This window comes from Streptomyces melanogenes (assembly GCF_014649795.1).
Classification (GTDB): domain Bacteria; phylum Actinomycetota; class Actinomycetes; order Streptomycetales; family Streptomycetaceae; genus Streptomyces; species Streptomyces noboritoensis.
This window is the reverse complement of record NZ_BMTS01000050.1, coordinates 1-26,883: the sequence shown is the minus strand read 5'-3', so window position 1 is coordinate 26,883 and position 26,883 is coordinate 1. Positions and strand designations below refer to the sequence as shown.

Genomic DNA, 26,883 nt, shown 5'->3' with positions numbered 1-26,883 from the left:
GATCAACGACGTGTGGCCGCAGACCGACGTGCAGCTGTGCGTGGTCCACCTCGTGCGCACCAGCCTCAGATACGCGGCCAAGCAGCACTGGGGCACCATCGCCAAACAACTTCGGGAGGTCTACACCGCCAAAACCCCCGACGAGGCGGAGCAGCGGTTCGCACTCTTCGAAGCCGAGTGGGGTGATACCTATCCGGCCGTGGTGGACACCTGGCGCCGGAGCTGGGAACACGTGATCGTCTTCCTGCGTTTCCCGGCCCCGATCCGCCGGACCGTCTACACCACCAACATGATCGAGTCCCTCAACTCCCGCTTCCGCCAAGCCACCAGGCGCCGCGGGCACTTCCCCGACGACGACGCGGCCCTCAAGGTGCTCTACCTGGTGATCCGCAACCCGATCAAGAACCGGCCCAACGTCACCGGCAAGACACCCGCCTGGAAACAGGCAATCAACAGCCTCGCCAGCTACTACGGCGACCGCATCACCGACCGCTAAACCACATCACCAGCACCAGGCCACCCACAAAGAATCAGACACTCCCGGATCCGGGTGGCGCGCGCGGAGGGGACGGGCCGGGTTTCAATGCTCTGGCCACGGAGCTCGGGCGAGCGGGCCTCTGCCTGGATGAGAAGGCGGAGGCGGCTTGGCGCGCGGGTCACACAAGGGCGCGGATGCCGAAGCCGACGACGCCGTACACGAACCCGAACACGGCCGTCCAGGCGAACCCCAGCATGCCGCGCCTGCGCCACATGCGGGTGTAGGCGTCGGCGTTCCCCTCGGCCTCGAACCACGACCGGCCCCCCGGAAATCCCTGATCAACACCAGGCCGAACAAGCCGAACACCGCGAAAGCGGCGAGGACAAGCATCAGCACAAGCATGAGGTGATCACATCAGGCGCGGACAGGGCCTGTACAGCGGCAGCCCAGGGGCGGGCAGGCGAGGGCATCCCCGGCGGACACCACACTTCGCCGTCGCCATCGGCCTGATGTGCTCCACCGCCGCCCCCCGCCGTAAGGCGGGTGCCCCTCTGGCAACCGGGAGCGTGGAGCAACCCATTGGAGACCGTCACCGCCGCACAGCGCCACCTCGACGACGTCGGGCCGCTCATGGACGAGGACGGCAGGATCAAGGGCCGCGGACTACGCGCCCCAGGCCGACCGACGGCCCGTTCAGCCACGCAAGCGGCTCTATGCCGTCCGCGACCGATACCACGGAGCTACCCCGCCGAACTTCAAGCCCTCTTCCGCAGACTCGGCCTTCCTTGGACACCATCGCGAGCCGCGATGCAGTGACGTCAGCAGCTCGGTTCCCGCATCACACGCCTGGCACCGCCGAGGACGGACGCCTGCCGCGCTGCCCGGCGTACACTGGCCACGCTGACTGTCAGTGCCTTCCTCTACGCTCCCCCCATTGATCGCTAGACCTGAGGGGCATCCGTGGGTGGCAGTTTCTGTGGCAGACCGGCCCGTACCAGCGGAATCTGGGCGCGGCGTTCCGGCAGGCCCAGGAGCAGGAGCTGGCCAAGAATGATCACGGTTTTCCGGGTCGGACCATGGATCAACTGTGGGAAGACGAGGGCTGGCAGGAGTACATCTTCACCGGGGGCACCAGCACGGTCCTGGACCTCGTCAACGTCGTCGAGCCAACCGACGCCGGCACAGGGCCCTTCGTGCGGCCGTTGACCGACGGTGAAGTGCGGGCGTGGGCGCCCGACGGCCAGCCCACCCACGCGCAGTGGGCCAAAGCTCTGGAAAGCCCGCCATTGAGCTGGCTTCACCGCGCCGCCTTCCCCGGTATCTCGCTAGCCGGGGATGGGTCGTCTGGCAGTACCAACCCGTCCCGACGTTGTCGGGACTGCTTACCGCTCGGCCCGGCATCCCCCGGACCGAACTGCCCCCAGCCTCGACCAGATTGCTACGACAACCCGGCGGTGGAGGTCTCTCACCTCACTCGATTCCATGGCGCCTCGTGGCGACCCAACGCGTGCGGCTCCCGCACCCCCGCCGGCGGGGAGAGTTCCTGACGCGCTCGGCGACCGCCCGCCACGCTCCTCCCGGCCCGTTCACCCGCGCCGGTGACCTGGTCCGGCAGTTCGCCCGCTGGCTTCCCCGCCTGGTGTACGAAGGTCGAGCATCGCGGCTCCTGGGGTACACGCCGCGCGCACGTCAGGCCGCCCGTCAGCCCGTCCTCTCGTATTGGAGACACCGCATGCGCCGTCTTCGCTCGCTCCTGATCGTCTCGGCCGCCCTGGCCGCCGTTCTCGGTGGCGTCCCAGCCTGGGCCGCCCCGACCCCCGCCGCGCCCACGGCCGCCGCCGCGGCGTACAGCTGCGACCCCGGGTACTTCTGTATGTACAGCGGCTGGAACGGCACCGGTGAACGGTGCCAGTACTGGCAGGGCGAGAAGCGGGACACGGCCGACGACTGCGGTTTCGTCCAGCGGCGGTGGAACACCCTCTCCGCGTACAACTTCACCGGCCACCGGGTGCAGTACTACTCGGGCAACAACCACAGCTCCCGCACCCGCGTCGGGTCCTCCCAGCCCAACGAGCGCGGCAACCTCCAGGGCAGCTACCAGATCCGTTCCATGAAGCGCCAGTAGCAGGAGCAGGGCAGGCAACACGAACGCGGGCCCCGCCTCTTCATCAGAGGCGGGGCCCGCGCGGTGGGTGAGCGGCCCTTTTACAGCAACAGTCAGCAACTCAGGCAGTTTTTCAGTATTGCTACCACCCTACGGCTACTCCGTTCGATGTTCGTCGACGAGAGGGGGAACCGTGCGGCTTACGGTCTACCAGTTCGAAGGCACCTCAGAGGCACTCGAAGCGTCCGAGGTGCTGCGCGCACTGACCGGGCGCGGGACGAACGTCGTGACGGTCTCCGCCGCGGCCGCGGCCGGTGCCGGGGACGTCCCGGGTGTGACGCAGGAGGGGCAGGAGACGGTTAGCAGGCTGGTGCGGCGGGGGCCCGCCCCTGAGTTTGTTCACCTCGTTCCTGAAGGAGGCGGTGGCGTGGCTGAAGGTGGGGGTGCACGGCATCAAGCGGAAGAACGCGGCCGCTGGCGAGCCGCTCGACTACAGCCACTACCTCCGGCTGCGCAAGCAGGGCTCCCTCTACGGGGGCTTCGCCTACGTGTACGCCGAGCGCAGCAGCATCAACCTCCGCCTCAGCTACACAGAGGAAGAGCTGCAGGCCATGGGGATCAGCTCGGCGAGGGTCCTGAGCACCGGACCGCACGCCTACCGGATCAGCGTCGACCTCACCGACCAGAGCCTCGACGAGGCGCTGCGCCTGGCCCGCATCGCCTACGACGCCACCTGACCCCAGCCCGGCCCGGAGGCCTCGCCTTCCGCGCCGTCCACTCCTCCGGCACCGTCATCCTCGACGCCGGATTCGGCCCCGAGTCGAGCTGGCGACGTCCTCACCGCCCATGGGCCAGCGGGCCAAGCGGCTCACCGGGAGCACACCCCCGCCGGGGCCAGGCCACGGAGTCCGCCGCGCCGGCGGCGACGACCGCCAGTCCGAGTAGCAGACCGGAAGGCTCCCCGGCAGCAAGGTGCTACTGGAGTACCGCGTGATCGAGGACGGTACGCCGAGAGCGCTGTGCACGGCGTGCTGGAGGGCCGCTATGTCGCTCCGCGCCGACAAGGAGTCCGTGGACATCCTCAAGTTCGCCAAATGTAGAAGAGCGAAGGGGTACGCGAGCGAGTACGAGGACGACATCTTCGACATCGTCGCCGAGCCGCACGTGTACGAAGTCTTCCTGAAGGAGGGCCCAGCTGGGCCGATCCTGAAGGCCGAGGTCACAGCGCTTTCCGACCAGAACTGCGGGCGCCGTGCCGCGATCGAGAAGCACCAGAGGGGATGCGCTTCCTGCAGCCCCCCCTGTGTCGAGGCCGCCGCTCGTGTGTTGTCCACGACCCGGACCACAGCCGTGATCTTGACTACTCGGCAAGCCCTGACCTGCGGAAACCCCAACAAAAAATCACCACCAAGGTGAGGCGGTGAATACGTCGGCACGACGGGGCAGCCGTCCGTGTCTGGCAGGGGGGTTTCAACGTGCTCGGTAGGGTTGTTGTTCACAAAAGCCCCTTCGGCGCGACGAAGGGAGACCTCTTCGCGGTCCTTGCTTTGGACGGCTGGCCGCGGGGAGGTCTCCCTCTCGTTACGTCGAGGCGGTCCGTCCTGCTCTAAGGAGGCACAACGCAGTGACGCCCATCGACCGTACCTCAAGCGCGACCGGAGAACCCGGCTCCGCTTCCCTGCGCTGGATGACCATCCTGACCGGCCTGCTCTCCATCGTCGCCGTGGTCATCCTGTCCCTGACCCACAACACGGAGGCCGCCGGCGCCGTCGGCGCGATCGGCACGGCCGTCACCGCCATCGGCGGCGTGCAGATCAGCATGCGAAACCGGCGCTGAGGGCCGCGTAGCGCACTCCCGGCACGGCGTCGGCCGGGAGTGCGCTGACGCGGCACGCCCCCCCTTCTGGCCCGCGCAGTTGCCGCAGCTCCGGGCAGTCGGCCGGGCCTGCGTAGTGCGGGAGGATGGCGCCCATGCCAGACACCGTGTGGACCATCCTCGTGGCCGCTGCCACCGCCGTGGTGACGGCGACCGCGACCAGCCTGATCGTCGCGCCGCGCATGGAGGCCCGCAAGAAGCGGCTGGGTGAGGTCCACACCGCCCGCGACGCCTTCGGCGCGCACATGCTGCGGATCATCTCGGCGTGCAGTCTGCTCCAGAACACCCCGCTCCCGGCGCCCGACGATCCAGACTGGACGGCCACCATGCGCGAGCGGCTGACCGGCGAGCGGGACCGGTGGCTGCAGCAGCTCGACGACGCCACCCTGTGGCTGATCGACAACGTCGCGACGTACGCCGCCAGCTGGCCCGGGCGCCACCTCATCCAGTTCGCCGTCGAGTACGCCGGCACCGCCCGCATGGTGATGCTCTCAGAACGGGACGACGCCACCAAAGTGCAGCTGCTGCTCGCCCTCACCGTTCCGGTCCAGCGGCAGTACTTCGGGTGGCCCTGGGCCCGCGCACGGCACGCCCTCGCCGACCGCCGCACCTTCGCCCAGACCCTCGCCCACATCAACGGGGCGCCCACGGCCCCGTAGGCACGGTCTCCCACTCCCTGCGACCAGCCTCGAAGGACCGGTAGCGGAACCGCTTTTCGGACGGTGGCTGGCCCCGGTCCTGCTCTGCGAGGGACGTAGGCGGCACGAAGCGGCGGCCGACGAGGGCGCGGGGGCTCCGGGGGCGGCGCCGGGCGCCCCGGCTGAACGGCGGAGCAGGTCCAGAATGCCACCATGACCGATGAAGAGCACACTCAGCCTGCCGCGCGCTCCTTCTTGTCATGTGCCGCTGAGGTGGCACGGCTGATGGATCTCGGGGATGCAGCGGATGTGCCGGAGGCTCTCCGCGCACGGCACCTGGCCCATGCGGTGCGTAAGCCGCTGCTCGCAAGCGCCCATCTGCCCGAGGAGTTGTTCGCCCCGCTGCTGGCGGCAGCCGTCTACGACCCGGACCCCAGCTTCTGCCGCTGGTTCGTCGAACCCGCGGTCTACGTCTTCGGGCGCCGACGGGTCACGAACGCCCTCCTCGACTATGTGCAGACCGGCACGGACGCGGAGCGAGCAGGCGCCAAGCGGGCCTGGTACTGCGCCCACGTGCCGCTCCACGCCGACCGGTCCCCTGCCTACGCGCCTGGCGGAAGCCGCGATCCCGCCCTGGACGAGTCCCGCGAGGTGAGGAACGCCTGGCAAGAAACCCTCCAGCAATCAGCCATGTGAGCGGTGCCAAGACCCTGGGGCTGATGCTCACCCTGCCCACGTAGGGGACAGCCCCTACCTGGTCCCTGACTGCCCACAGGTGCGCGCCCTCGGGTACGTGCTCGGTGTCGAATACCGGGCAACGGGCAGGAGAGGATGGAGCGATGAGCGATGACTTTTTGACGGTCATTCCCACCGATCCGCACTGGCAGCCCGGCAAGGAGGCGGCGGATCGTGCCTCAGCCGCCCTGTCCGGGATGCTTCCGGACAGCGACGCGCGTCTCGGGCTGAGAGTCCAGTGGCACGACGGCGTCGAGGTGATCATCTGCGGCTCCAACCTGGAGAAGATCTCCTGCCCGCACTGCGGTGCGCAGTGCGCGACGGACTGGTGGATGGACACCGTCTCCGAGGCCTACGACCAGGGGTTTGCCAACCTCATGGCGGCGGTCCCCTGTTGCGGAGCCGTCACATCGCTCAATGAGCTGGTCTACGACTGGCCCATGGGCTTCGCACGGTTCCGTATCGAGGTCATGTATCCGGGCCGGTCCTGGCTCACCGCCGGGGAGCTGGCTCACCTCTCGGACGCGCTCGGGCATCCCGTACGGCAGATCCTCAGCCACTTCTGACAGCCCCACAGCTATGGCGAGCCGTGCGCCAACACCCATTGCGCAGGAGCATTTACAGCGGCGTTCCATGGCCGCGTAGCTGAGGAAGAAGCCTCGGCGGTCTTCTCTCCGCAACCTCACCCCTGGTGTTGAACCGCCTGATGAGGGCAGGCCCTGCCCGAACCCCTCGAGTCGGGGCGATGAAGCCAGGAGAAAGGGCTCCCCGCAGCCTGTGTCGGCGAAGGAACGGCCGGCAGGGCAACGGGGCTCGGGGGTGGTGGCCCGCGTGTGGCCCGTGACAGAAGTCCCGTCAGGGCAAAGAGCCCCGGCACCGGCGGCCTCACCACAGGTGCAGGAAACTCCGGACGTCGTCATAGCCGTCGACGGCGCGGCCGTCCACGTCTGTCGGGTCCGCCTCGGCTCGCACCGCCAGCAACTCCGCCAGCGCCAGGGCGTCCTCACCAAGACGCCCGAAGCGTCGAGCGGTATGTCCCAGACACAGGCCGGCCAGCCCGAGCAACGGACTCCCCGACACCGCCCGCATCCCGACCTGCACGCACCAACGCTCGACGAACTCCGGATCGTCGTCGTTCAACGCGGTCCCGACCAGGACTTCGGCCGCCTCACCCTCGGCCGAGCGGTCACGCAGAGCCCGCTCCAATATCTCAACCACCACCTCATGAGACAGAGCGGGAGGGTTCTCGAAACTCAGATGAGAATGCACCCCGCGACACTACGCGGACCGCATCCAACCGCCAGCTGCCGCCGCCCCTTCCCGCAAGGCGGGGCGAAGCAGCAAGCGGCAGTGTGCCGGGTTGTGGGGGCCCGGCGGGTTCGCGAAGGACATCGCTCGCATGCCACGCGTGCGGCTGGCACCCACACCGCTTCTTGACCCGACCGGCGTTCTTGAGGCGCCGTGACCCCATTCTCCACGACCTGCCAACCACCGCGCTCGCGCCCAGCCTCACGAGCCCTCCAGACCGTCTCTTGCGGATGCCCTGCCCGGCCCGGACCGTCCGTCTGTTACCGCGCAGTGCCAACAGGCCCGGGCGAACTGGGGGCCGTGCGAGGATCGCGGCGTGGAGAGTCCTGATCCCTCGTTCCGTCGACGCCTGCTGATCGAGTCGCTGACCGTACTCGCGGCCGACGCCCCGACCCAGGTGGCGTGGCTGGCCCGGCACGGCGTGATGCCGGACGACATCGCCCTCGACTTCGACCACGCCGTACGCATGGCCGAGCCCCTGGTGGCCGGGGGGAGAACTCTCCCCCGCAGCCCTGGCAGATCTGCGGGACATCGACGCGGTCCTCAACGCGATGAGCGGCGGTCAGCACGCGGACCGATGGACCACCAACGCACTCTCCACCGATCAGGGATGGGACCTGGCCCGGCGCCTCGCCCGCCAGGTCCTCACCGCGGAACAGGGCACCTGGTCACAGCCCCTCCCCGAGATCACCGTCATCCGCTGACGGGCCCGTACGGTCGGTCACGGTCCCACGATGGCGGTAAGACCTCTGGAGGATCCACCTCGACCTCTATGCAGGCAACGCCGCCGATCAGGAAGCCTAAGTGGCACGGCTGATTGCCCTGGGCGCTGCACGCGTCGACTGGGACTTCTACCCGGACGACGCCGACTTCGTCGCGCTCGCCGATCCCGAAGGCAACCGCTTCCGCGTCATCCACACCACACCTGACGGCCCCCGCCCCCCGGGGCTCGGGGGCCCCTATCTCTTTGGTCAAGGTCGTAGGTCAGGATGGCGGTATGACGGATCGGGATCGGTCGGGGCGGACCGCGGTGCACTATGCGGCTGTCGACGGGGACGTGGAAGGCCTTCGGGCGCTGTTGGCCGGAGGTGCCGCCCCTGAGGCAACCGATGCCGCAGGCTGGACGCCCCTGCATCTTGCGGCCCAGGCCCAAGCGCCAGCGGTCATCGAGGTTCTCCTGGGCGCGGGTGCGTCGGTCGATGCCGTGGATGGTCACGGCAATACGCCGTTGTGGCGGGCGGTGTTCTGCTCGCAGGGCGAGAGGGCGACGATCCGACTGCTGCTGGAAGCCGGCGCCGACCCCGACCGGGTTAACGCTCACGGTGTGAGTCCGCGGGCACTGGCCGGACGGATCGCCAACTATGAGGTGGCTCTCCTCCTTCCGGGCGGAGCCTCCTCCTAGGCACGGCCCCCCAACTCCCTGTGACCAGCCTCGGGCGAAGCGAACGTCTCGTTGCGGCCGGTGACAGGACGCCCCTCAGAGCAAAGAGCCCGGCACCGGCGGCCTCACCACAGGTGCAGAAAACTCCGGACGTCGTCACAGCCGTCGACGGCGCGACCGTCCACGTCTGTCGATCACCGCAACCCCCACCACGGCCACGACACCGCCGACCACGAGGAAGACCACCAGCACCGCCCACAGAGGCGGATCACCGTCCATCGGCTGCCCTCTCCGTCCACCCCACACGTTTCACGACGTGCCCTCGCGCAGGCACGGTTCCCCCGGCGATGACGGTGGCGGCCGCCAGAGCGGCGCGGCAGGGCCCGGAGCAGGCTTCGTTGGGGGCCAGCCCGGCGATGAAGTCCCTGGTCCATGGCGCGGGCGATATGACCGTCAGCGGACAGCCGATGTCCTCCGGCTTGAACCGGCGCGGCGACCAGCTCCGACGCCGACGCCGCAGCCCGAGGGCGGCAGCGCCAACTCGCCCGGCCGCTCTGACCACTGGGCGAGCCACTGCCACCCCGGCCGGCCCTCCTTGCCCCCACCCGAAGGGGCCTCCGGCCCTCTCCTCGCCATCTTGCCGAGCCCGTCGTTGTCAGTGCCGGCGCCTACCGTCGCGCACATGGACTACGACATCCACATCACCCGCCGCGACACCTGGTGGGACGAGGCGGGGCCAGAGATCACCGCCGAGCAATGGGCGGCCGCCGTGGAGGCGGACGCGGAGCTCGAGATGGTCCGGCAGCCACCAGGCGGGGACGGGCCAGGCCACTGGATCGCGCGCATGGTCACGCATCCGCCCGAGGAGCGGCTGGGGACTGCCCTGTACTGAGACTCCGGCGAGGTCCGTGCCAAGAACTCCACCGACCTGCTCCTGGCCAAGATGCGGCAGACCGCCCTCGCCCTGGACGCGAGGGTCCAGGGCGACGACGGCGAGTACTACGACCAGTGAAGCCTGATCACCACGCGACTGCGTTCAGCGAACGCCAACCGCACCGAACAAAGAGGGGAAGCCTGTGAGTACCTACCGGCAGACCGTCGTGGATCTCGACGCATCAGCCGAGGAGGCGGTGGCGTGCGGCGCGCGCGGCCGCATCTGGCTGGAGACGCACGGCTACATCCGCCCCGTGCCCTGGCAGGACAGCGTGGCCTACCTGGCCGGGCCGCGCTGGCGCGAAGCCGTCGACCTCGCTCCCTGGGACTGGCGCGCCCAGATCACCGGACTCGACCAGGAACCCTGCGACGAACTGACAGTGATCACCGGCCACACCGTCTTCTACGCCTACTCGGGCGAGCCCCTCACGGCCATCTGCCCCCGCTGCCACAACGCCTCCTGCGACTGGCCCGGCGAAGTCCTCGACACCTGGCACACCACCGGCATCGCCGACCTGGGCTGCCCCGCCTGCACCCACCGCACGCCGCTTCCCGACTGGGAATGGGCCGGGGACGTCCTCGCCTTCGCCTACCTCGGCTACCAGTTCGACGACTGGCCGCCCCTGCACCCAGACTTCACCACCGCCCTCGGACAAACACTCCGCCACCGCATCCGAGTCGCCGCGGGCAAGGTATGAGGTTATCTCCCAGCACCCGGTCTTCAAGCGGGAGGCCTCAGCCGTCGCAGAAGGCGGCGTGGCACAAGGCGGCGGCCGGGCGGGCACCACCCGCGGCCGTTGCCTAGATCCAGTTCGCCCACCCGAAGGTGAACAGATACGACCGCCGCCACGCATCAGCCCCCCGGATACCGCGCAGGAACATCACCGCAAGCGCCACGAGGAACAGCACCGCGAAGCCAGCGGCAACCAGGCACCCGGCAACAGGATGCGCGAAACAGCCAACCACCACACCGGCCACCATCACAACCGTCACACCGCCGTGCGCGGCGGGCATATCGGCACGGAAGACCTCCCTCACGGCCATGCGCGTCGCCCGCATGCCTGACGTGTACCGCTCCCGCGCCGCCTCCTGATCGGCAGCAGGCCCCTCCGGCCACTGCTGCACCCTCATCCCCCCTTGAGCCAGTCACAGGCTAGCGACGTCCGCCCCAGCCCCGCTGGTGAGCCTCGGCCCGGACACGGCCTGCACCCGCGCCACCGCACCGATGACGGCCAGGGCGTCCCGGGGACGGATCCGGCTGCCGTGCTCCGCGCGTGCGGTCAGCCACGCCCGGGGGCACCGCCGATCGCCGCCGGCAGACCGGAGTTCCTCGCTCACCGGAGGTACGCCAGCCGTCGTGGCCGACAGTCCTGCCGGGAGTCCGCCATACTGCCCCGCATGACAGACCGCACGACACCCGCTCACAAGGCGCTGCTCGCTGCCCTGTTGGCCAAGGGCGAACTCCCGCTCGTGCCTTTCGAGGCGAGGAACGGAACGGACAAGCAAGCCGCGGCCGCTCTGGCCGCAACGCTGATGCGGATCTTTGAAATCGGGTCTGACCGCAGTTCCGTGAAGTCATGATCGGGTGAGGATTCTGATGCGGAGGAGGCGGAAGGAGGCCCGGCCAAACATGGCTCTCTTGATCGCCTTGACCCGGCAGACGTGACCTTCGGTGCTGCCGCTGCTCCAGGGCAGTGTGAGGCCAGCGGTGACGGCGTCGAGGTCGTGCCGGAGGTAGCCGGCGAAGGAGTGGAGCGGTGCTGGTGCTTCGCGTTCGGCTTCGCGTATCCAGTCCATCAGCAGATGGCCGCGGCGGTGGGTGGTCAGGTCGTGGAAGGTGCGGGCGAGGTCGCAGGCGCGGGCGATGTCGGGGCAGGCGAGGCGGACTTTGAGAAGTCGTTCCTGGTCGCGGTCCGCGAGGCGGTCGTGGGGACGCATGATCCATGAGGTGATCTTGCGGGGACTCGGAACGTCGGCGCGGACGGGTTCGGCGGTGCCGGACCGCAGGGCGGCGAAGTGCTTGCGGACGGCCAGCACATGTCCCTGGTAGCCGAGTTCACGCAGCTGCACCAGGGCCTTGGGCGCGGTGATGCAGCCGCCGGAGGCAGTGAACAACGCGGTGGCGTGAGCCCGGAACGGCGCGAAGACACCCACCGGTCGGCGGTCACGGGAGGAGACGAGCAGGGTGTCGATGTCGGTGGTCTTGAACCGGCGCACGGTCTTGCGGTCCAGGTTCAGGCGCCGGGCGATCGCGCTGATCGTCCATCGTGCGTCCAGGAGCCGGTGGATCTCGGCGTGCCTCTGCCGGGTCCGCTCCACCATCTGCGTCGCCGGTGGCTGTTGCGGAGGCAGATCTCCGAGCACGGCGAGCTCGACGGGAACGGGTGGAGGTTGTTGATCCTCGGCATGTTTGCGCAGGCAGGCGCGGTGCTGGTGGCAGGTCTTCTCCACCGCGGCGCTGAGGTTGTGCAGCAGGTGCCAGCGGTCGGCGACCTCCACCGCCTCCGGTGCGGCCTGCCTGACGGCCCGGGAGAACGCGGTCGCACGGTCACGGCAAATGATCTGAGCGCCGGGATGCGCGGTGAGCCAGGCCGCGAAGGTCTCCGAGTCGCGGTCCGGCAGCACGTCCACCACCTCGCCCCTCTCCGCATCGACCAGGACAGTTCCGTACCTCCGGCCGCGTCGGAAGGCGAACTCGTCCACGCCCAGAACCCGCGGCGCCCGCGCGGGTGCCACCGGCTCGGTGAGCAGGCTCAGCAGCCGGGTCCGGCCCGCGGCCAGGCCGAGCGTCCGGCACAGCCGTTCCGCCGGACGTCCGCCCAGCTCCACCGCGACCGCCCGCTGCCACCGTGCCAGCTCGGTGCTTGAGCGGCGGTATCGCTCGGAGAGACGGTCCACCTGCTCCACGAAGGTCCGCCGTTGGCAGTAGCCGTGGTCGCAGAAGAACCGGCGGACCCGTAACTGCACCGCCAACAACCGCCCGCCGAGCGGAAGATCAGCTATCCGCCGTTCGTAGGACGAGTGGACCCGTGACCCGCGGGAGCGGCAGTCCGGGCACCGAGGCGGACGGCCGCACGCCACGGCGAAGACGACCATCCTGCCCTCGACCTCCTCGACGCACTCCATCCGCACATCGATCTCACTGAACAGAACATCCGCGAGCGATTCGACCCCCATGCGCTGTATGTCCCGCACAGGAACGTTCCGGCATGCCGCCTGCGACCAGGAACTTCACGGAACTGCGGTCAGACCCAGATTCAAAGAGCCGCATCAACGCTGCTCGCACCGACGGCGGTGCGCGTCACCGTGGACGAGGAGGCGTGCGCGGACAAAGAGCCGGCGGCCCGACCCGCCACTGTCGTCAAGCAGCGGCTCAAACAGGCCGCACTCTTCGACTACCTGAGCTACAAAATTCCTGGTGAACTGCAGCTGGTGCTCGTCCGGCGTGAGTTCCCGGAGGAGATCGCACCCCAGGCCCGGCAACTGTCGCTCAGCAGGTCACCTTCCGCAGTGCGCCGTTACGGCGGCCACCTCGACGAGCGCGTACAGCACGCATGCCCCCCTGATGGGCAAAAGAGCTGATGCCAAGGGGGGAGGACCCGAGCGCTCCCCTCCCCGACCCCTGGGCGCCGTTCCGCAACCAATGACCCCACCATCCCCCACCGAGCGCTCGCCTTACCTGCGCGTGCAGCGTGTCCCTGGGCGCGTCACCACCCGCCGTCTGCAGCGCCCTGCCCCTGGCCGCGTCCACGCACCAGCACCTTCAACCCCCACAACCACGCCCACGATCACCACAACCCCCACCACGGCCACGACACCGCCGACGACGAGGAAGACCACCAGCACCACCCACAGAAGCGGATCACCGTCCACCGGCTGCCCTCCCCGTCCACACCACACGTCACACGACGTTCCCTCACGCAGACACAGTTCCACCGACGATGACGGTGGCGGCCGCCAAAGCCGTGCGGCAGGGCCCAGAGCAGCCCATGGCACGCTGGACGGCGCCCGGCGGGCCCATTGATGAAACCGATGCCCCGCCGGGCCCTTCACCCAGAGCGCTCCTCGCCCCGCCCATGACGGGCACACCGGCACCGGCGGGGCCGACGCGTGCGCTTCGCCCTTCGGCTGTCCTCGCGCTCGGCTACCCCCCGGCCGCGCCCCGCTCCACCGGGCGGCCAGCACCCGCCGGGCCACGGGCGCCATGACCACGGCCACTTCACTCACAGCCCACACATGACCCACGGCCGACCGGGCCCGGATCGCCGGGGGTGCGGGGGCGGTAGCGCAGCAGGTGGCGGCGCTGGGCCACATGCTGCAGGACCAGCCGGCCCCACCGCACCGCCGCCCCGCGATCGCCCAGGCGGGTCACGATGCCCGTCACATCCCCCAGGACGTCACCCGGCGCAGCCATGCCCGCCTCCAGCAGCCGCAACAGCCGCCCGATGAGCGCCTCACCCAGGCCGGCTACGCCCTGCGGACGCCCGGGAGCGGGCATGAACAGGTGCGGGCCCAGAATGCGGCACACGCGGGGATGGCGAGCCGTACGCGGACGGGGCAGACCAGGACCGGGGGTGCGTGGGGCGGGGGTGCGTGGTGTGACAGTGCCCGGGCTGCGACACAGGACAGGCAGCAGAGTGTGGGCAGCGCGCAGAGACGGCAGGCGGGCCAGGCGGGCGCGCAGGCGGCGGCTGGCCTCGGCGTCAGCGAGGGGGTCCCTCTCGTGCAGCAGTACCGCACGCTCGGCCGGTGCAGCAACAGGGCGGTGCCCAACGGGTGCAGAACCTCTCGGCGTTCGCCAGGGTCGGCGGCGAGCACGCCGGTGCCCGCGCGGTCTCCGCCCGCAACCTCGCCGGGCTCGGCGGCCCGCTTCGGGCCGCGAGCGGGTACTTCGAGGACGCGCTGGCGCTCCGCAAGGCCGGCTTCGACCGCGTGAAGGTCCTGGACCGCGTCGGACTCGCCGCTGCACTGTCCGACGAGGGAGAACCAGACCAGGGTGCCGGGGCGGCCCACCAGGCGCTCGACGACGCCGCCCGCATCGACTCCACCCTCGTGGCTTCCGGCTCAACACGCTGCTGGACGCGGCCCGCCCGTACCGGACGGCCGCAGTCGACGAGGTACGCAGCCGGGCACGAGACCTCGCCGCCGCCCGGCCGACCACGATCGCCGCCTGAGAACAACGAGCACATGGGCAAACACCGCCGCCCCGGCCCCCCGAACCAGCCATCGCGTGCCGTCCCGCGCACCGACAGCGACGACCCCCTGGCCGCGTACAGCAGGCGGCGCCAACCGCCGATGGACATCTACCAGCGTCACCGGCCCGTGCACGGCGGCGCCAGCCACCTGCGGCCCGACGAACCGTACGTGCTGGAGGAGTGGGACGGTTTCACGTACCAGGTGGTGAGCACCGCTCCCGGCGTTCGCCCACACGGCACGCAGCGGCCAAAACCGCGGCCGCGAGCCCTACCGGCTTCAATCAGAGTTCTGACGGGAGAGGCTGCGTCACCCTCGCAATCTGCGTCGATGGCTCGCCGTGGTGGATACCCCAATTCCTCCAGACTGAACAGCACCTTGCCGACGACAAAACCGACCCCCGTACGAATCGTGACTGGCGGCCGAAGGCTAAGCACTTTCTGCTGGGCGCCCAGATGCGACGGACGGAAGCACGGCACCGCATCGGGCAGCCTCGCTCACCTCATGGACCGAACGCCCGGCGCAAGCGCGCCCAGGCACGCGACGTTCCCATCACGCGCCTCATTGCGGCACACGAAGACGAGTTCCGTACCTACCTCCAGGAAGAGGCTGCCCGCCTTGCCGACGAGGAGGGGAGCACCACGGCGTTGGCGCTGCATCGACAGTGTCGAAGCGTGGTGTGCTTTGGGGCCTTTGGCGTGATGGCCGGTCCGGCGCGTCAATGGCCCTTTCCTTGGGCGCGGGCCGGGCCGGGCCGGGCCGGGCCGGGCCGGGCCGGGCCGGGCCATCGTAGGGTCGGACCCCCCAGGGGCACCGGGTGTGGCTCTCAATGGCCTGCCACTGATGGCTGGGTTCGCAGCCGTAGTTGTCATCAACGGCTCGGGGGCGTTTGTCACCGAAGTCGAATTCGTCGTCAGGCGGCACCCTGGCCGGAATCACCACTCGGACACCGCGCCGGGTGCCCAACAGGGGCTCCCCCAACGGCGGCTGGACCACCGACACCGGCGGAGGCCGCTACGCCGACGCCGACCTCAACGGGCTGCGCCAGCTCGCCGCGAACTACGGCCGCTGAGCAGGCTTGCCCGCCGGAGGCTTTTGGGTGTAGCTCCTTTGGAGTGACTGCCTCACCAGCGCAGACTTGCGGATTCACAAGTGGTACGTGATCCTTCCGTTCGTCCTGCGCCCCCGGTGGCGACCGACCAGCCGATCTTGGATACGGCTAGTGGGGCCACCGGCGGCATTTGAGCGGCGATCAGCCGTACCCCTCGCGATCGTTTCGCCAAAGCCCCAGCTCAGCCAGTCCCTCCAGAGGAGCTACACCCATCCGCGATTGGGGCCAGGACCCGCTTCTGCACGCCCTCGAAATGGCCAGGCACCGCCGGGAGAGTGTCGAGGAGGACATCCGTCTCCTGATCGTCCTGGGCCGTGAGTTCACTGGTCCCCGCCCCTACGGGTATGCGGCGCTGGCCCGGACCGTGGGCGTGGCGGGGTACCTGGTCCGCTGGTTTACGAGTGGCGCGGCTGGCGGCAAGCCGGACCTGACGCTACGTCACGCGTGAGACGGCGAACTGGGCAGACGCTGCAGCGCAGCGACCGTGGGTAACCGGGCTTGTACGGACTTGTGCGCAGTTCTTGTCGCTGTTTCTCCGGGACTCGTATTCTCCGGGCTGCGGGCGTCAACTGGCCGACGCTGCAACCCTGTTCGCATACCCCGAAGGGAAAACATGAACCTCCGAAGGAAGATCATCACCTCCGTGGTCGCCGCTGGGATCGCGTTGGGCGGCAGCCTGTTCGCTGCGGCGCCGGCGAACGCGGTTACCTGGGACCCCAACTGCACCCCCGGGATCGGTGAAGCGTGGATCGGCGTCAGGGGCACTGGCCATATCTACTGCTACCGCGATGACGGGCACGGCTGGGCGGGCGTCAGCGACGTTGGGGCTTTCGGCTCCGGCCGGTACAGCGCGACCTTCTACCTCACCTACGCGGGCTGCAACCGCTGCGAGTGGGATCAGGGGCCCTACGTGGTGCAGTACCCGCCGACGGGAACCTACATATCCGACTTCTACCTGTACGGATGACCCAAACGCGGGACGGCGCCCGCAGCGCCGCTCCCGCGTCTCCGCCAACCATCCCGACGAAGGACCACCGCGTTGAGAGCCCGTACTGCGGCAATGACCGCCGCCGCCCTGGTCACCGCAGTTGCAGGCTGCGGCAGCAGCACGCCCCGGCCGCCGACGATCGGCCCCGCCGCTGCGGTCACCTCCCCCGATCAGATCCACCGCCCGATCGACCGCTACACGCTCAGCGTGGCGGATGCCAGGATTCTGCACCGCGGGGTGCAGATCGCCATTGCGCACTGCATGCAGCAATTCGGCTTCCCGCCCGCACCGGGACCAGCCGCAGACATGGCCGCAGCTGCCGCGCAGATTCGCTCCCGCTCCGCCGTCTACGGCTTCTTCGCCCCGCAGACCGCCGCGCAGCACGGCTACAGCGCTCATCACACGCTGCCGCCGGAGGCTGCCGTCCCGGCGCCTGCGGACCAGGTCAAGGTCCTCCAAGGCGTCCTGCCCGACGGAACCGTCGCCACCACCTTCCGGGGCATGCCGATCCCCAAAGGCGGCTGCACCCAAGCCGGCCTCGCCGAGGTCGGGGGCGACCCGCCGCTGCCACTCGACACGTCGCCGCTGCCGGATCACGGACCACGGGTCCCGGCGACCGACCCCCGCCTGGCCGCCGTCGATGCGGCGTGGTCGAAATGCATGGCCAGCCGCGGCTACCACTACGCGACGCCCGTCGATGCCATAGCGGACCCACGCTGGCGCGCCTCCCGGACGACCACACCCGACGAGATCGCCACTGCCACGGCCGACATCGCGTGCAAGCAGGCGACCAACCTGGTGGGCATCGCCATCGCGGTCGAGTCGGCCTACGACGATCAGTACATCTCCTCACACGCTGATGCCTTGCGCGTGTACGACCGGACTTCCCACAGCAACGTCCAAAAGGCAGCGGCTGTGCTGGCCCGTGACGGCTCCCCCACCCCGGGCTGAGCAGGAGACTTGCCCGGGCCGTGGTCACCGGGATGTTTTCATCCTGAGTCCGCAGGTCACGGGGCTGGTGCGAGCCGTCCGTGATCGGCTCATGCTGGTGGACGGGCTGAGCGTCCCGGGGAGGTCGTCTGTCGTTCCAGGTCAGTTGGGTGTAGCTCGTTGGGAGTGACTGCCTCACCATGCAGCACCCGCTGATCAGCGCCATCGAGACGGCGCTCGGAGGGCACGGCGCAGAGGCACTGCGAACGGGGTTGGGTGTGGATCCTTTGAAGCCAAGGAAGGGCGGGCTGGAGTGGTCTGACCGATGCCGAGTGAGAGCGGTTAAGGTTGTTCCTGCTGGTTGGTAACGGCCCCGGGCGCTTCCTTCTCTGTTCCGAGTGGCCATCGATAGCCAGCATCGTGCAGCTTGCTCAGCGCCGTGTGGTCGTTGGTCACCAGTACCTGTGCCAGCCGGGCTGCCGCGGCTACGACGACGGGCCAGCCCGGTGAGGCCAGGTAGACGTTGTCGGCGGCATCAGCGTCGGCGGAGTCCTGCACTGCGCCGTAGGCAGCACCGAGATGTGCCATTAGCTCGACTTCCTCATCCGTACGAAGGCTCTGTCCGAGCCAGCGCGACGGATTGTCCGCCTCGCAGAAGTCGTCGAACAGCACGTGCACCACGTAGTCGAGGTTCTCGGGCTGATCCGGGTCGAGCCACACCTCGCGTTGCCAAGTCGGGCTGGCCAGTGCCACGACTGCAGGCACGACATGGAGACGGTAATAGGGCAGAGCAATGCCGTGATCAATCACCAGCTGAGGGTACTCAACTTGCGGGGTGCGGTCCTCTCGGGCGACTGCTGAGCTGGGAAGACGCTGGTCGGGGTGTGGCGGCGCCGCTGGACTCCTGCCGTGGTGGGGTGGAGGTGGGGCGCCATGGTGTCTTTGCCGGAGGAGCTTGGGGCGCGGGAGGCTGCGGCACGACGACGGGTGGAAGAACTCCAGGCTGAGGCTGCGGAGTTGGCTTTTCGGCTGGATAAGGCCCGGGAGGACCTGTCGCGGCTGGAGATCACGCGGGAGACCGTTGTTCAGGTGCTGGCGGAGCTGTCGACGGAGGAGGCCGCCGGACCGAACGTCGCGTTGCGAGATGCCGGCACGGCGAGTGATCACCGGGGCGAAGCGGACGCCCAGCGGGCGTGGCTCGCGAAGGTGTCCGTGGACGCCTTGCCGTCCTCCCTGCGCGACCTGGATATGGCGTACGCGGCCTTGGTCGCGTCGGTGTCCGGCAAGCGCCAGGCCGCCGTATGGGGCTGCCGGTGCTCAAGTCGAAGAAAGACCAGGGAAGCGGCGTGTGCGAGATGTTGCGGGGGAATGGCCGGGCCCCGGCACGCTGTGGTGTGCCGGGGCCCGATTGTGTTGCCGTGCGGGTATTAGGGGGTGGGGGAGAGTTTCTGCCAGGCGTCGCTGTTGCCGGGCTCGTCGGTGGCTTTGTTCCACCATTTGGTGCGCCAGTAGGAGCCGTTCCAGGAGACGGTGGAGGCCCAGGTGCCGTTCAGGTCTCCGGCGATGATCTTTGTGCCGGGGGAGGTGTTGGATTCCTGGGGCGCGGCGAGGTAGGCCGGGTTCTGGTACCAGTTGGTGCCGTCCGTGTACCCGACGAGTGCGTAGGTGCCCTTGTGTGCGGGGCCGCCGGTGACGGTCTGGCCCAAGAGTGGCTTGCCCTCGGTGTCTTTGTCGGTGCTGGGGGGTGCGAGGCGCCACCACTGGTCGACTTTGCCGTCGCAGTCGCGCACGCTCAGGGTGGCGCGTGCGGTGGGTGCGCCCAGGCACTGGTCGTGGCCGCTGCTGCTGGACTTGATGTGGTACCAGCCACTGTTGCTGCCGCCGTCCTCGGCGACGGTCCAGAGCTGGTTCGTGTTGCCGTCCTGCTTGTCCACCAGGTGGGCGTCACTCCAGGAGCCGGGGTGGTCGAGGACGTTGCCGCTGTTGCGGTCCTCGATCATCCATTTGTCCCCGGTCTGCCAGAACGCGAACGACGGGTTCGGGTTGTAGGCGTGCCTGCCCCAGGCGGCGGCCCGGCACTGCTTGCTGGTGTCCGCGGCGGGCGGGTCGACCAGGCTGACCTCGCGGCGCTGGTCGCCGGTGCTGCCGAACGTCTTGTCTGCGATCTTGAAGGTGATGTTGGAGGGTCCGGTGATGGGCAGGTAGTACTTGAGGTCGATGTCCTTCGACTTGCCTGCCGGGACGTCCTCGCAGTAGCCGAGCGTGAGAGTGACCCGGTGGAAGTCTCCCTTCAGGCCGCCCGCATTGCTGCCGGTGTGGCCGGGGGTGATGCCGTCGAGTTTCTTCCAAGACCCGTCCTTGACCAGTGGCGAGGTGCTGGTGGGGATGTCGAAGCTGATCTCGGTGCCCTGGGCGAGGGTCACCTTGGAATTGTTGGTGATCCGCAGCTTCGGCTGAATCGGCCACATGTCCTTGAGACTGGCGGGGAAGTCCACCAGCTCGGCCGCCACATCGATCACCTGGCTCGGCAGGCTCTTGCCGCCCCCGGTGGCATTGACCGGGGAGCCGGCGCCCTTGAGCGTCCCATCGAGGAGCGTGGTCAGGTCATAGCCCATGCCCCACTCACCGCTGGCCCGCTTGGTGTAGTCACCGCCCAGCTCCCACATCATCGCCCCGCCCACGCCCTTGTCGGCGATGTACTGCGCCTTGGCCTTGATGGAGGTCTCGTTCTCCGTGGACAGGAACACCTTTTTCGCATCGTTCCATAGCCACGGCGACTTGAGCGCATCGGAGTACTTCTCCGCATAGCCCCCGGTCAGCTTCCCCGCTTCGGAGGTGGGGTCGATGCCGTACGACTTCACATAGCCGGGCATCCGCCCATCGGCGAGGTTCTTCGTGTGCCACAGCGGATTCGACCCGGCGCCCAGCTCCTTGCCGTTCTCCAGGTCGTGCCAGATGTTGTCGATGCCGACCGCCCCCAGACCGCACGCCTGCGCACCTGCGGGACCGCGGCCGCCGGTGCCCTTGGGACAGTCGGCCTGGTTCGCCATCGCGGACTCGCCCCACAGCCCGTCCCCGACCCCACCGCTCACATTGCGCCAGCCCCGGCTGTAATAGGGGATCCCGAGGTTGATCCTCGACGGCGGCAGGACGCCCCGGTAGTAGTGGTACGCCCAGTCCGTGTTGAAGTAGCCCGTACCGCTGTACTCGGGGTTCTTGCCCGTGTCGTAGATACCGGCCGCGGCCAGCTCGTTGTCGCGCCCGTCATCGAACAGGGGCGCCTGCGGACCGACGTACTTGTTCCACGAACCGTGCAGGTCATAGGTCATGACATTCACGAAGTCCTGGTACCGCAGCGCCTGCCCGGCATCCAGCCCCCGCGTCAGATACCCCGAGGAGGACCCGGCCGAAGTCAGCAGGTAGTAGCGGCCCTTGTCCGCGCCCGCCGTATCCAGCCTCTCCCGCAGCGTCTTCATCAGCGCCACATACGACTTCTGCAGCCCGGCGCGCCGGGAGTTGGAGATCTCCCAGTCGTTCGGGTTGCCGGTGCTGGGCAGCGCGGTGGGGTACTCGTAGTCGATGTCCACCCCGTTGAAGCCGTACTTGTCCAAGAACGCGGCCACCGAGTCGGCGAACGCGTTGATGCCGTCCTGGTTCACACCACCGTCCGACTTGGTGGTCATCTCGTAGAAGCCGCGGGTGTCCGTCCAGCCGCCCACCGAGATGAGCGTCTTCACCGCCGGATGCGCCTTCTTGTACTTGTTCAGCAGGTTGAAATGTCCCTTGTAGGGCAGCGACGGATCCATGGCGTTCTTCTCACCCGGCCACGTCATGCCGGTCGCCGCGTTGTTCGGGTCACTCTCGTCGCCGATACTGATCCGGTTCCCGTCCAGCCTGGCGAACGCGTAGTTGATGTGCGTCACCTTCGACCACGGAATGTTCGATGCCAGATACCTCGGATCGCCCTTCGCACCCGTACGCCAGCCCGTGAAATACCCCACCACGCGGCGGGTGCGGTTGTTGCCCACCCACTCACGGCCAGCGTTGTCATACACATCGCAGTAGCGGGCACCGACGCCCTGGGTGGGCGTCATGCCCTCCGGACGGCAGTCCCCCGACGCCACCGGCTTCCTACCCCGGTCATCGGCTGCGTCATCGAACGGATCCCCCGCGTCACCAGCAGCGTCGACCTCATCCGGCAGGCTGTCGGCGCGGGCCAGCGTCCACCGCTGCGCGGAGGAGTCATTGCACCCGTACAGCTGCAGTGCCTTGCCGGCATCGGAGCCCGGCACGTCGAGACACAGGTTGGCATGGGGATTCACCAGCTCGCCCTGCCCGGTGTAGACCCATTCCTGGGCGACCGATCCATTGCAGCCATACAACTGGGCCCTGCGCCCGGGCTCGATGGCGCTGTCGCCGCCGTGGTCGACGTCGAGGCACTTGCCAGAGGCGGTCACAGCACCTGAGGGCAGCAGCGTCCACACCTGCTTCTTCGAACACGCCCCCAGTCGGGCGGGCTGGCTGGAGCTGTCCGTGCTGGTACTCAGGCACATGTCCGCGATCCCCTTGAGAGCCCCAGATCTGGCCAGGGGCCGAGTGGGTGCCGCGGGCCTGACACCGGGCACCTTCCACTTCTGCCCGTCCTTGGCCCCGTAACAGGCCTCGACCGTGAGCGTGGAATCGCTCCCGGTGGCGGTCAGACACCGGTCGCCGTTGCGCATGGTGGCCCACCCGTCGCCGGCGTCCACCACATTCCACAACTGGTCGCGATCGCTGCTGTTCTTCTCGACGAGCTGTGCCTGATGGCGCTTTTCAGAGCTGCGGCTGTGCCCCAAGACCCGATTGCCATCCAGCCTGCTGACAAACTGCCACAGCCCATCGTCCGCTGCCTGGGCAGTCCACGTCTGCGCAAGACCTTCTTTGGACGGCAGAGCCTTGACCCGGGTCCCTGGAGTGGTGTCCGCGTTGTCAACATCGGCCGCGAGCGTACCGGACGCGGAGGTCAGGTGGCCCGTGAAATCCGAATCCGCCTCCCCGTTTCCTCTGTTTGCGTTCACCGAGTTGGTGAGAGCGAGGAATGCTGCCAGATCGTCGTGGGTAAGAATGTTGCGCCCGATGATGAAGCCATCATTCTGCAGATAGGCCCTGGACATTCTGTCCCAGACCTTAAGGGTGCCCATCGTTGCCGCACCGATTGCCCATCCTGTGGGATCGGCCAAACGGTTGGCGACCTTCACTGCCCAATCAGTGAAGCGAGCAGTCTCAGCGAGCATTACCGCGAGGCCGTCCACCGCGCGCTTCAGGACTTCGGTCGGTGCGGTACCCGCGAAGCGTGTGAGGTCGCCGAGTGCCTCACTAAGGGAGGCAGAGTTGATTACACGATCTGCCAGATTATTCGGGTAGTTGAAGTTGAAATTTCTAATGCGGACTACTTCTCTGAATGTTCCCACCAGCTCGGAGATGGAGCCCATTGCAGGAGCCGCGTCTTCACCGAGCCAGTACAGCACATTGTCCTTGATGAACCCGCATATGTACACATTGCTCTTTTTGAACAGGATCTGGATCGTGCCTGCACCCGCGTACATGAACTGACTCGCATCGAACGCCAGGGTTCCGGTCTGTCCCGTAAGGGGAGCGGGGTGAGTTCCCTCGGGCTGTCCGCTCAGGTGATGGCGCAGCCATTCGATAGCCCGCAAGAAGCCCTCTTGAATGCCCCCCGTCGCCGCACCCGACGTATCGACCACCCGTTGCTGGAGATCCCGAGCCTGCAACTGTGTATGCGGCTGCACTGCTTGAATTCTCTGCTGGGGGGTGGCGAAAGCTGAACCGCTCAGCGGCAGGAGCAGCGCCAATAGGGCGGCAATGACTCCGACCCTGATGGTGAGGCTGGTGCGCAGTGTCGCGCTATGCATTCTCATATGGCTATGTACTCGTACTTGGCACGTGCCCTGTAGCCGCAAGTGACGGCGCCACAGTCCGACTTGTCATAGTAGACAATCGTATACTTCTCGCCCTTTCGTGCGGAAAGGTCGATCGTCGCGGTACAGAAGGATCCGCAGTTGTACGTGGCCCAGTTCCACGATTCCTCGGTATCCTGCTTTGTGTTGCTGTTTACGCTGCCCTTGTAGACACCGATCCAGTGACTCTCGTTATATGGATCCTTGCCAGCCATATCGGGGATCAGATACGTGACGGCTATGCCACCCTTGTTGGCGCCGGAAGCAAAATTATTCCAGATGCTCGTAGGGGTGACGCTGAGGATATGGAAGCCATTGTCCGTCTCATCGAGAACTATCTCCGCTGCTGCATTGATCCCCAGCTCGCGCCGGCTTTCACCCGCTTCAGTCGCCGCAGCGAGATCCACTTTGTCCTTCACCGAATATCCCCCCAGGGCAGCCATGCATACGACGGCGATCAGGGTGATTATTTTCCATGACTGGATAGCGGAGGTAATGCGGGGGTGATTGAATGCTGATCTCAGTTTATTCATCAGATTTCCGGGTTGGTTTCTAAAGCGGGACTGTCTTTGTGTTTTCTGAGGTGAGCGGTGTCACGGGGCGTGGCGGGCGGGTTACGGCCCTGGGGTACCAGGCAAGCGGTCGCGTCGACGAGGCCCGGCCGATTTTTTGGCCTTCGGATACGTCTTCCGCCGACCAGGCCGCGTTCGGGGCCGCACCCAACCCCACCGCGCAAATCGACGGGATGTGCGTTCACCGCTGGACCGTAAGCGCCGGTCATCAACACGACATCAACGCCAGTTCAACGCCGGGCAGCGGCACAGGCAGATGGCCTGGGCCCTCGATCGAGTGGCGCCGACTACGGCTGGGAGGACTGCTCGGACAGCCCCTTCGGAGCCGCGACGTGCTGGTGCTCTTCGGTGCCGTTCGACGGGCTGGAGGACAAGGGCAGCGCCATCCACCAGGCCATGGGCAGGATGAACTTCGCAGGCGACGAGCGGTTCGAGCCGTTCAGGACGGAGGATGCCCACGACCTTGACCGCGGGGTCCGCTACTGGCAGGCCACTGCTCGTCGCCGGTGCGTGCCGCTCCGCGCCCGGGCCGCCGCGCTACTGGTTCGGCTGCGTGTCCGTGCCAGTACCCTGCCCGAGCATGCCAGCCAGCGGGAGACAGAGGTGCGCGCGACACCCCATCGAGGCCGCCGCTGTGCTCCGGCTCTGGGGAACGGGCCTTCAATGCGCTGATCAACGACGCCCGTCGACGCCCCCGGGGCAGCGTAGATCTTGTGTTGACCAAATGTTGGTCTCTGCCAGGCATCGTCATGGAGACGAGCGAATACGGCCGTCCTGAACCTCAACGGCCCTTCGCGTCAAGCCGGAGCCGACCCGTGGCTGTTATGCCGCAGGCTCCCTTCACCGACAGGAGATCCAACACCATGACGCTTCCTCGCACTCTTGGCGCCACTGCCCTGGCCGCCGCGGCCGGTCTTGCCCTGTTCGCGCAGGCCACTTCCCCCGCCACCGCGGCGGAGGCCTCCGTGAGCGTCCGGCAGCACCAGAGCGTGCAGAGCTGGGCCGAATCCGGCCAGTTCCACCAGGACCAGCGCCCCGCCACCGTCGTCACCGTCCCCGGCGGCCAGGACACCAACGGCCAGAACGTCACCGCCTCGCTCTGGTACGGCAACCCCGACCAGAGCTTCACCGTCTACGAGCGCGCCGGTCAGGTCGTCTTCTCGCACAACGGCTACGTTCTCGACCAGGACGTGCCCACCGGCAGGATCCAGCTCTGGCAGGCATCCGGCGGCGAGCAGGCCCTGAACACCTTCCAGATCCCCGACAACCAGCGCTGGCAGGTGGTGTCCAAGGACGCAGCCGGCTGGAGCATGCTCCAGAACGTCGCCACGGGTAAATGCCTCAAGTCCAACGGCCGCGACCACACCCTGACCACCGCAGCGTGCGACGGCAACAACGACGCCGCCCAGTGGTGGAACCAGTTCTAGCCAGCTGGGCAGCGCGGTGAGCACCTGCCTCAGCTTCGCGACGATGAGCGGCAGAGGCGTTCGGACTGGCCTGTGCCAGGATCTCACCTTCTGATCTGCCCCAGTTCATGGGTGCATGTGCACCGCGGCATCTCGTACGCGCCCCTCCCGCAGCACCTACTGCCCCTCACCTCTACAGACCGGAAACAGCCATGAAGACGACATCGACCTCAATAGCCGCAGGTGCTATGACCTTGGCGTTTATGCTGATTACAGTCGTCGGCGGTGCCACACAAGCCGTAGCTAACTCGGCCGAGAGGGAAATATTCTTCCTGCCGTCCGTCGTCGTCGGGGCGAAGGCGGCGGCGAAGGCGGCGCAGGGTGCTGCGATCGCGGCCAAAGGCGTGCCCATTGGCGCCAAGACCGTTGCGGGCGCCAAAGCAACCCGGATGAGCACGAATTCCTATGTGCGGTCCTCTGGCGGCTACCGGCTGAGCATGCAGGAAGACGGCAACCTCGTCATGTACGGACCGGACGGCCAACCCCTATATGCGACCAACACGGTCGGCCGCGGCGACCATGTCGACATGCAGGAAGACGGCAACTTCGTCCTGTACGACGCTGGCGGCACCCCTCTGTGGCACACAGGCACTTACGGCAACCCCGGAGCCTTCCTCGTCCTCCAGGACGACGGCAACCTTGTCATATACAGCGCGGATGGCGCCCCCTTGTGGAGCGCCTGGAATAATTGGCACTGAAAACACGGCAAGTCTCCGAAGGGCAGCGGCGGCCAGGGTCAGCAGCCGCTTCCTGGCACCCCTGGCGATGGTGGCCGGGGAAGGTCGGGGCCCGAGGGGATCTCACGACGCTAAGGACACCGCCCGCTGATCCCACAAGAGGATGGCCCTCCCACCGGGCGGTGCGGGGGCCATCGTCATGTTCCTGCCCCGCGGTCAGGGCGTCGGCGGGGCGTCCGGTATCTCAGTGGCGGCGACAATACGCTCCACGCTGCGGGCGGTCGCGGGGGGCCTGCTGCTGTGCGCAAGCATGGGCCCATGAGCACCGTGTCGACCTTGTTGGTAGCCACCGCCACCGCCGTGGTCACCGCCCTCGTCATTTCACCCGGACTTTCACCGGCCGCGATCAATGCGTCGCGTGTCCAGAGCCAGGGTGTCGCGGGTTCCTGAAGACTGACCCCCAGGAGGTCTTCCGAAAATTGACCCCCCTTGATGATCATGGAGGGTGCTAAAGGTGGAGGACTGGGCCGAGATAC

28 protein-coding genes and 1 pseudogene are annotated in these 26,883 nt (G+C 67.9%); 22 read left to right on the top strand and 7 right to left on the bottom strand.

Annotated elements, in window-relative coordinates; genetic code table 11:
- The 8 genes from IE252_RS41685 to IE252_RS41650 form a co-directional block, all read left to right on the top strand.
- A partial coding sequence (locus IE252_RS41685) for a transposase (protein ID WP_190094733.1) occupies nt 1-496 on the top strand: 496 nt, incomplete at its 5' end.
- A 1,714-nt stretch (nt 497-2,210) separates the two neighbouring features.
- Entirely contained in the window at nt 2,211-2,603 is a 393-nt protein-coding gene (locus tag IE252_RS41680; protein WP_190094732.1) for a peptidase inhibitor family I36 protein, read from the top strand.
- Nucleotides 2,604-3,004: 401 nt separating this feature from the next.
- Nucleotides 3,005-3,319, top strand: a complete 315-nt coding sequence (locus tag IE252_RS41675) for a hypothetical protein (protein ID WP_190094731.1) — start codon at nt 3,005-3,007, stop codon at nt 3,317-3,319.
- Between the two features lie 253 nt (nt 3,320-3,572).
- Nucleotides 3,573-3,998, top strand: coding sequence for a hypothetical protein (locus IE252_RS41670; RefSeq protein WP_190094730.1), 426 nt, complete (start codon nt 3,573-3,575; stop codon nt 3,996-3,998).
- A 208-nt stretch (nt 3,999-4,206) separates the two neighbouring features.
- Complete coding sequence (locus IE252_RS41665) at nt 4,207-4,419, top strand: hypothetical protein (RefSeq protein WP_229849148.1); 213 nt, start codon at nt 4,207-4,209, stop codon at nt 4,417-4,419.
- Between the two features lie 134 nt (nt 4,420-4,553).
- Complete coding sequence (locus tag IE252_RS41660; RefSeq protein WP_190094728.1) at nt 4,554-5,117, top strand: hypothetical protein; 564 nt, start codon at nt 4,554-4,556, stop codon at nt 5,115-5,117.
- Between the two features lie 264 nt (nt 5,118-5,381).
- Complete coding sequence (locus tag IE252_RS41655) at nt 5,382-5,792, top strand: hypothetical protein (RefSeq protein ID WP_229849147.1); 411 nt, start codon at nt 5,382-5,384, stop codon at nt 5,790-5,792.
- 143 nt (nt 5,793-5,935) lie between these two features.
- The gene (locus tag IE252_RS41650) at nt 5,936-6,397 is read left to right on the top strand and encodes a hypothetical protein (protein WP_190094727.1); all 462 of its coding nucleotides are present in this window, start codon (nt 5,936-5,938) and stop codon (nt 6,395-6,397) included.
- Between the two features lie 319 nt (nt 6,398-6,716).
- On the opposite strand, the gene IE252_RS41645 is transcribed toward IE252_RS41650, so the two are convergent.
- Nucleotides 6,717-7,100: a hypothetical protein gene (locus IE252_RS41645; RefSeq protein ID WP_229849146.1), complete on the bottom strand. Its 384-nt coding sequence runs from the start codon at nt 7,098-7,100 to the stop codon at nt 6,717-6,719.
- Nucleotides 7,101-7,690: 590 nt separating this feature from the next.
- Between IE252_RS41645 and IE252_RS43785 the strand changes: the two genes are divergently transcribed.
- The 5 genes and pseudogenes from IE252_RS43785 (at nt 7,691) to IE252_RS41620 (ending at nt 10,151) form a co-directional block, all read left to right on the top strand.
- Entirely contained in the window at nt 7,691-7,843 is a 153-nt protein-coding gene (locus IE252_RS43785) for a hypothetical protein (RefSeq protein ID WP_229849145.1), read from the top strand.
- A 49-nt stretch (nt 7,844-7,892) separates the two neighbouring features.
- Nucleotides 7,893-8,063, top strand: a pseudogene (locus IE252_RS43780) (VOC family protein); the annotation flags it as partial.
- A gap of 43 nt (nt 8,064-8,106) precedes the next feature.
- Nucleotides 8,107-8,541 (top strand): ankyrin repeat domain-containing protein, encoded by a 435-nt coding sequence (locus IE252_RS41630; protein ID WP_373298695.1) that lies wholly within the window; start codon nt 8,107-8,109, stop codon nt 8,539-8,541.
- A gap of 661 nt (nt 8,542-9,202) precedes the next feature.
- Nucleotides 9,203-9,412, top strand: a complete 210-nt coding sequence (locus tag IE252_RS41625; RefSeq protein WP_190094725.1) for a hypothetical protein — start codon at nt 9,203-9,205, stop codon at nt 9,410-9,412.
- Between the two features lie 184 nt (nt 9,413-9,596).
- Entirely contained in the window at nt 9,597-10,151 is a 555-nt protein-coding gene (locus tag IE252_RS41620) for a hypothetical protein (RefSeq protein WP_190094724.1), read from the top strand.
- Nucleotides 10,152-10,254: 103 nt separating this feature from the next.
- On the opposite strand, the gene IE252_RS41615 is transcribed toward IE252_RS41620, so the two are convergent.
- Nucleotides 10,255-10,578, bottom strand: a complete 324-nt coding sequence (locus IE252_RS41615) for a hypothetical protein (RefSeq protein ID WP_373298694.1) — start codon at nt 10,576-10,578, stop codon at nt 10,255-10,257.
- A gap of 273 nt (nt 10,579-10,851) precedes the next feature.
- On the opposite strand from IE252_RS41615, the gene IE252_RS41610 reads away from it, so the two are divergent.
- A complete protein-coding gene (locus IE252_RS41610; RefSeq protein ID WP_190094722.1) occupies nt 10,852-11,034 on the top strand; it encodes a hypothetical protein in 183 nt (60 codons plus the stop codon).
- Here IE252_RS41610 and IE252_RS41605 read toward each other — a convergent pair.
- On the bottom strand, nt 11,029-12,630 hold the full coding sequence (locus IE252_RS41605; protein ID WP_190094721.1) for an ISL3 family transposase: 1,602 nt from the start codon (nt 12,628-12,630) through the stop codon (nt 11,029-11,031). The two genes, IE252_RS41610 and IE252_RS41605, sit on opposite strands and share 6 nt — an antisense overlap.
- A gap of 129 nt (nt 12,631-12,759) precedes the next feature.
- Between IE252_RS41605 and IE252_RS41600 the strand changes: the two genes are divergently transcribed.
- Nucleotides 12,760-13,035 carry a hypothetical protein gene (locus IE252_RS41600; protein WP_190094720.1) on the top strand — a complete coding sequence of 92 codons (276 nt, stop codon included), beginning with the start codon at nt 12,760-12,762 and terminating at the stop codon, nt 13,033-13,035.
- Nucleotides 13,036-13,672: 637 nt separating this feature from the next.
- On the opposite strand, the gene IE252_RS41595 is transcribed toward IE252_RS41600, so the two are convergent.
- A complete protein-coding gene (locus IE252_RS41595; RefSeq protein WP_190094719.1) occupies nt 13,673-13,981 on the bottom strand; it encodes a hypothetical protein in 309 nt (102 codons plus the stop codon).
- Nucleotides 13,982-16,010: 2,029 nt separating this feature from the next.
- On the opposite strand from IE252_RS41595, the gene IE252_RS41590 reads away from it, so the two are divergent.
- From IE252_RS41590 to IE252_RS41580, 3 genes are all read left to right on the top strand, one after another.
- The gene (locus tag IE252_RS41590; RefSeq protein WP_190094718.1) at nt 16,011-16,205 is read left to right on the top strand and encodes a hypothetical protein; all 195 of its coding nucleotides are present in this window, start codon (nt 16,011-16,013) and stop codon (nt 16,203-16,205) included.
- A gap of 165 nt (nt 16,206-16,370) precedes the next feature.
- Nucleotides 16,371-16,724 (top strand): hypothetical protein, encoded by a 354-nt coding sequence (locus IE252_RS41585; protein WP_190094717.1) that lies wholly within the window; start codon nt 16,371-16,373, stop codon nt 16,722-16,724.
- A gap of 93 nt (nt 16,725-16,817) precedes the next feature.
- Nucleotides 16,818-17,696 carry a hypothetical protein gene (locus IE252_RS41580; RefSeq protein ID WP_190094716.1) on the top strand — a complete coding sequence of 293 codons (879 nt, stop codon included), beginning with the start codon at nt 16,818-16,820 and terminating at the stop codon, nt 17,694-17,696.
- A gap of 321 nt (nt 17,697-18,017) precedes the next feature.
- On the opposite strand, the gene IE252_RS41575 is transcribed toward IE252_RS41580, so the two are convergent.
- Nucleotides 18,018-18,485: an SCO4402 family protein gene (locus IE252_RS41575; protein ID WP_229849144.1), complete on the bottom strand. Its 468-nt coding sequence runs from the start codon at nt 18,483-18,485 to the stop codon at nt 18,018-18,020.
- A 123-nt stretch (nt 18,486-18,608) separates the two neighbouring features.
- Between IE252_RS41575 and IE252_RS41570 the strand changes: the two genes are divergently transcribed.
- Nucleotides 18,609-19,106: a hypothetical protein gene (locus tag IE252_RS41570; RefSeq protein ID WP_190094736.1), complete on the top strand. Its 498-nt coding sequence runs from the start codon at nt 18,609-18,611 to the stop codon at nt 19,104-19,106.
- Here IE252_RS41570 and IE252_RS41565 read toward each other — a convergent pair.
- Together IE252_RS41565 and IE252_RS41560 are read right to left on the bottom strand one after the other, a co-directional pair.
- Nucleotides 19,103-23,587 carry a glycosyl hydrolase family 18 protein gene (locus tag IE252_RS41565; protein WP_190094715.1) on the bottom strand — a complete coding sequence of 1,495 codons (4,485 nt, stop codon included), beginning with the start codon at nt 23,585-23,587 and terminating at the stop codon, nt 19,103-19,105. The two genes, IE252_RS41570 and IE252_RS41565, sit on opposite strands and share 4 nt — an antisense overlap.
- 2 nt (nt 23,588-23,589) lie before the next feature.
- Nucleotides 23,590-24,075, bottom strand: a complete 486-nt coding sequence (locus IE252_RS41560; protein WP_190094714.1) for a hypothetical protein — start codon at nt 24,073-24,075, stop codon at nt 23,590-23,592.
- A 992-nt stretch (nt 24,076-25,067) separates the two neighbouring features.
- Here IE252_RS41560 and IE252_RS41555 point away from each other — a divergent pair.
- From IE252_RS41555 to IE252_RS44105, 3 genes are all read left to right on the top strand, one after another.
- Nucleotides 25,068-25,631, top strand: coding sequence for an RICIN domain-containing protein (locus tag IE252_RS41555; RefSeq protein WP_190094713.1), 564 nt, complete (start codon nt 25,068-25,070; stop codon nt 25,629-25,631).
- 191 nt (nt 25,632-25,822) lie between these two features.
- Nucleotides 25,823-26,368, top strand: a complete 546-nt coding sequence (locus IE252_RS41550; protein WP_190094712.1) for a hypothetical protein — start codon at nt 25,823-25,825, stop codon at nt 26,366-26,368.
- Between the two features lie 297 nt (nt 26,369-26,665).
- Nucleotides 26,666-26,797 carry a hypothetical protein gene (locus tag IE252_RS44105; RefSeq protein ID WP_268248475.1) on the top strand — a complete coding sequence of 44 codons (132 nt, stop codon included), beginning with the start codon at nt 26,666-26,668 and terminating at the stop codon, nt 26,795-26,797.
- Nucleotides 26,798-26,883 lie beyond the last annotated feature (86 nt).

Coding starts and splice junctions, on each gene's coding strand:
- IE252_RS41680 (WP_190094732.1), top strand. CDS start 2,211: ATGCGCCGTCTTCGCTCGCTCCTGATCGTCTCGGCCGCCCTGGCCGCC.
- IE252_RS41660 (WP_190094728.1), top strand. CDS start 4,554: ATGCCAGACACCGTGTGGACCATCCTCGTGGCCGCTGCCACCGCCGTG.
- IE252_RS41655 (WP_229849147.1), top strand. CDS start 5,382: ATGGATCTCGGGGATGCAGCGGATGTGCCGGAGGCTCTCCGCGCACGG.
- IE252_RS41650 (WP_190094727.1), top strand. CDS start 5,936: ATGAGCGATGACTTTTTGACGGTCATTCCCACCGATCCGCACTGGCAG.
- IE252_RS43785 (WP_229849145.1), top strand. CDS start 7,691: ATGAGCGGCGGTCAGCACGCGGACCGATGGACCACCAACGCACTCTCC.
- IE252_RS41625 (WP_190094725.1), top strand. CDS start 9,203: ATGGACTACGACATCCACATCACCCGCCGCGACACCTGGTGGGACGAG.
- IE252_RS41610 (WP_190094722.1), top strand. CDS start 10,852: ATGACAGACCGCACGACACCCGCTCACAAGGCGCTGCTCGCTGCCCTG.
- IE252_RS41605 (WP_190094721.1), bottom strand. CDS start 12,630: ATGGGGGTCGAATCGCTCGCGGATGTTCTGTTCAGTGAGATCGATGTG.
- IE252_RS41590 (WP_190094718.1), top strand. CDS start 16,011: ATGGCCAGGCACCGCCGGGAGAGTGTCGAGGAGGACATCCGTCTCCTG.
- IE252_RS41585 (WP_190094717.1), top strand. CDS start 16,371: ATGAACCTCCGAAGGAAGATCATCACCTCCGTGGTCGCCGCTGGGATC.
- IE252_RS41580 (WP_190094716.1), top strand. CDS start 16,818: ATGACCGCCGCCGCCCTGGTCACCGCAGTTGCAGGCTGCGGCAGCAGC.
- IE252_RS41570 (WP_190094736.1), top strand. CDS start 18,609: ATGGTGTCTTTGCCGGAGGAGCTTGGGGCGCGGGAGGCTGCGGCACGA.
- IE252_RS41565 (WP_190094715.1), bottom strand. CDS start 23,587: ATGCATAGCGCGACACTGCGCACCAGCCTCACCATCAGGGTCGGAGTC.
- IE252_RS41560 (WP_190094714.1), bottom strand. CDS start 24,075: ATGGCTGCCCTGGGGGGATATTCGGTGAAGGACAAAGTGGATCTCGCT.
- IE252_RS41555 (WP_190094713.1), top strand. CDS start 25,068: ATGACGCTTCCTCGCACTCTTGGCGCCACTGCCCTGGCCGCCGCGGCC.
- IE252_RS41550 (WP_190094712.1), top strand. CDS start 25,823: ATGAAGACGACATCGACCTCAATAGCCGCAGGTGCTATGACCTTGGCG.
- IE252_RS44105 (WP_268248475.1), top strand. CDS start 26,666: ATGAGCACCGTGTCGACCTTGTTGGTAGCCACCGCCACCGCCGTGGTC.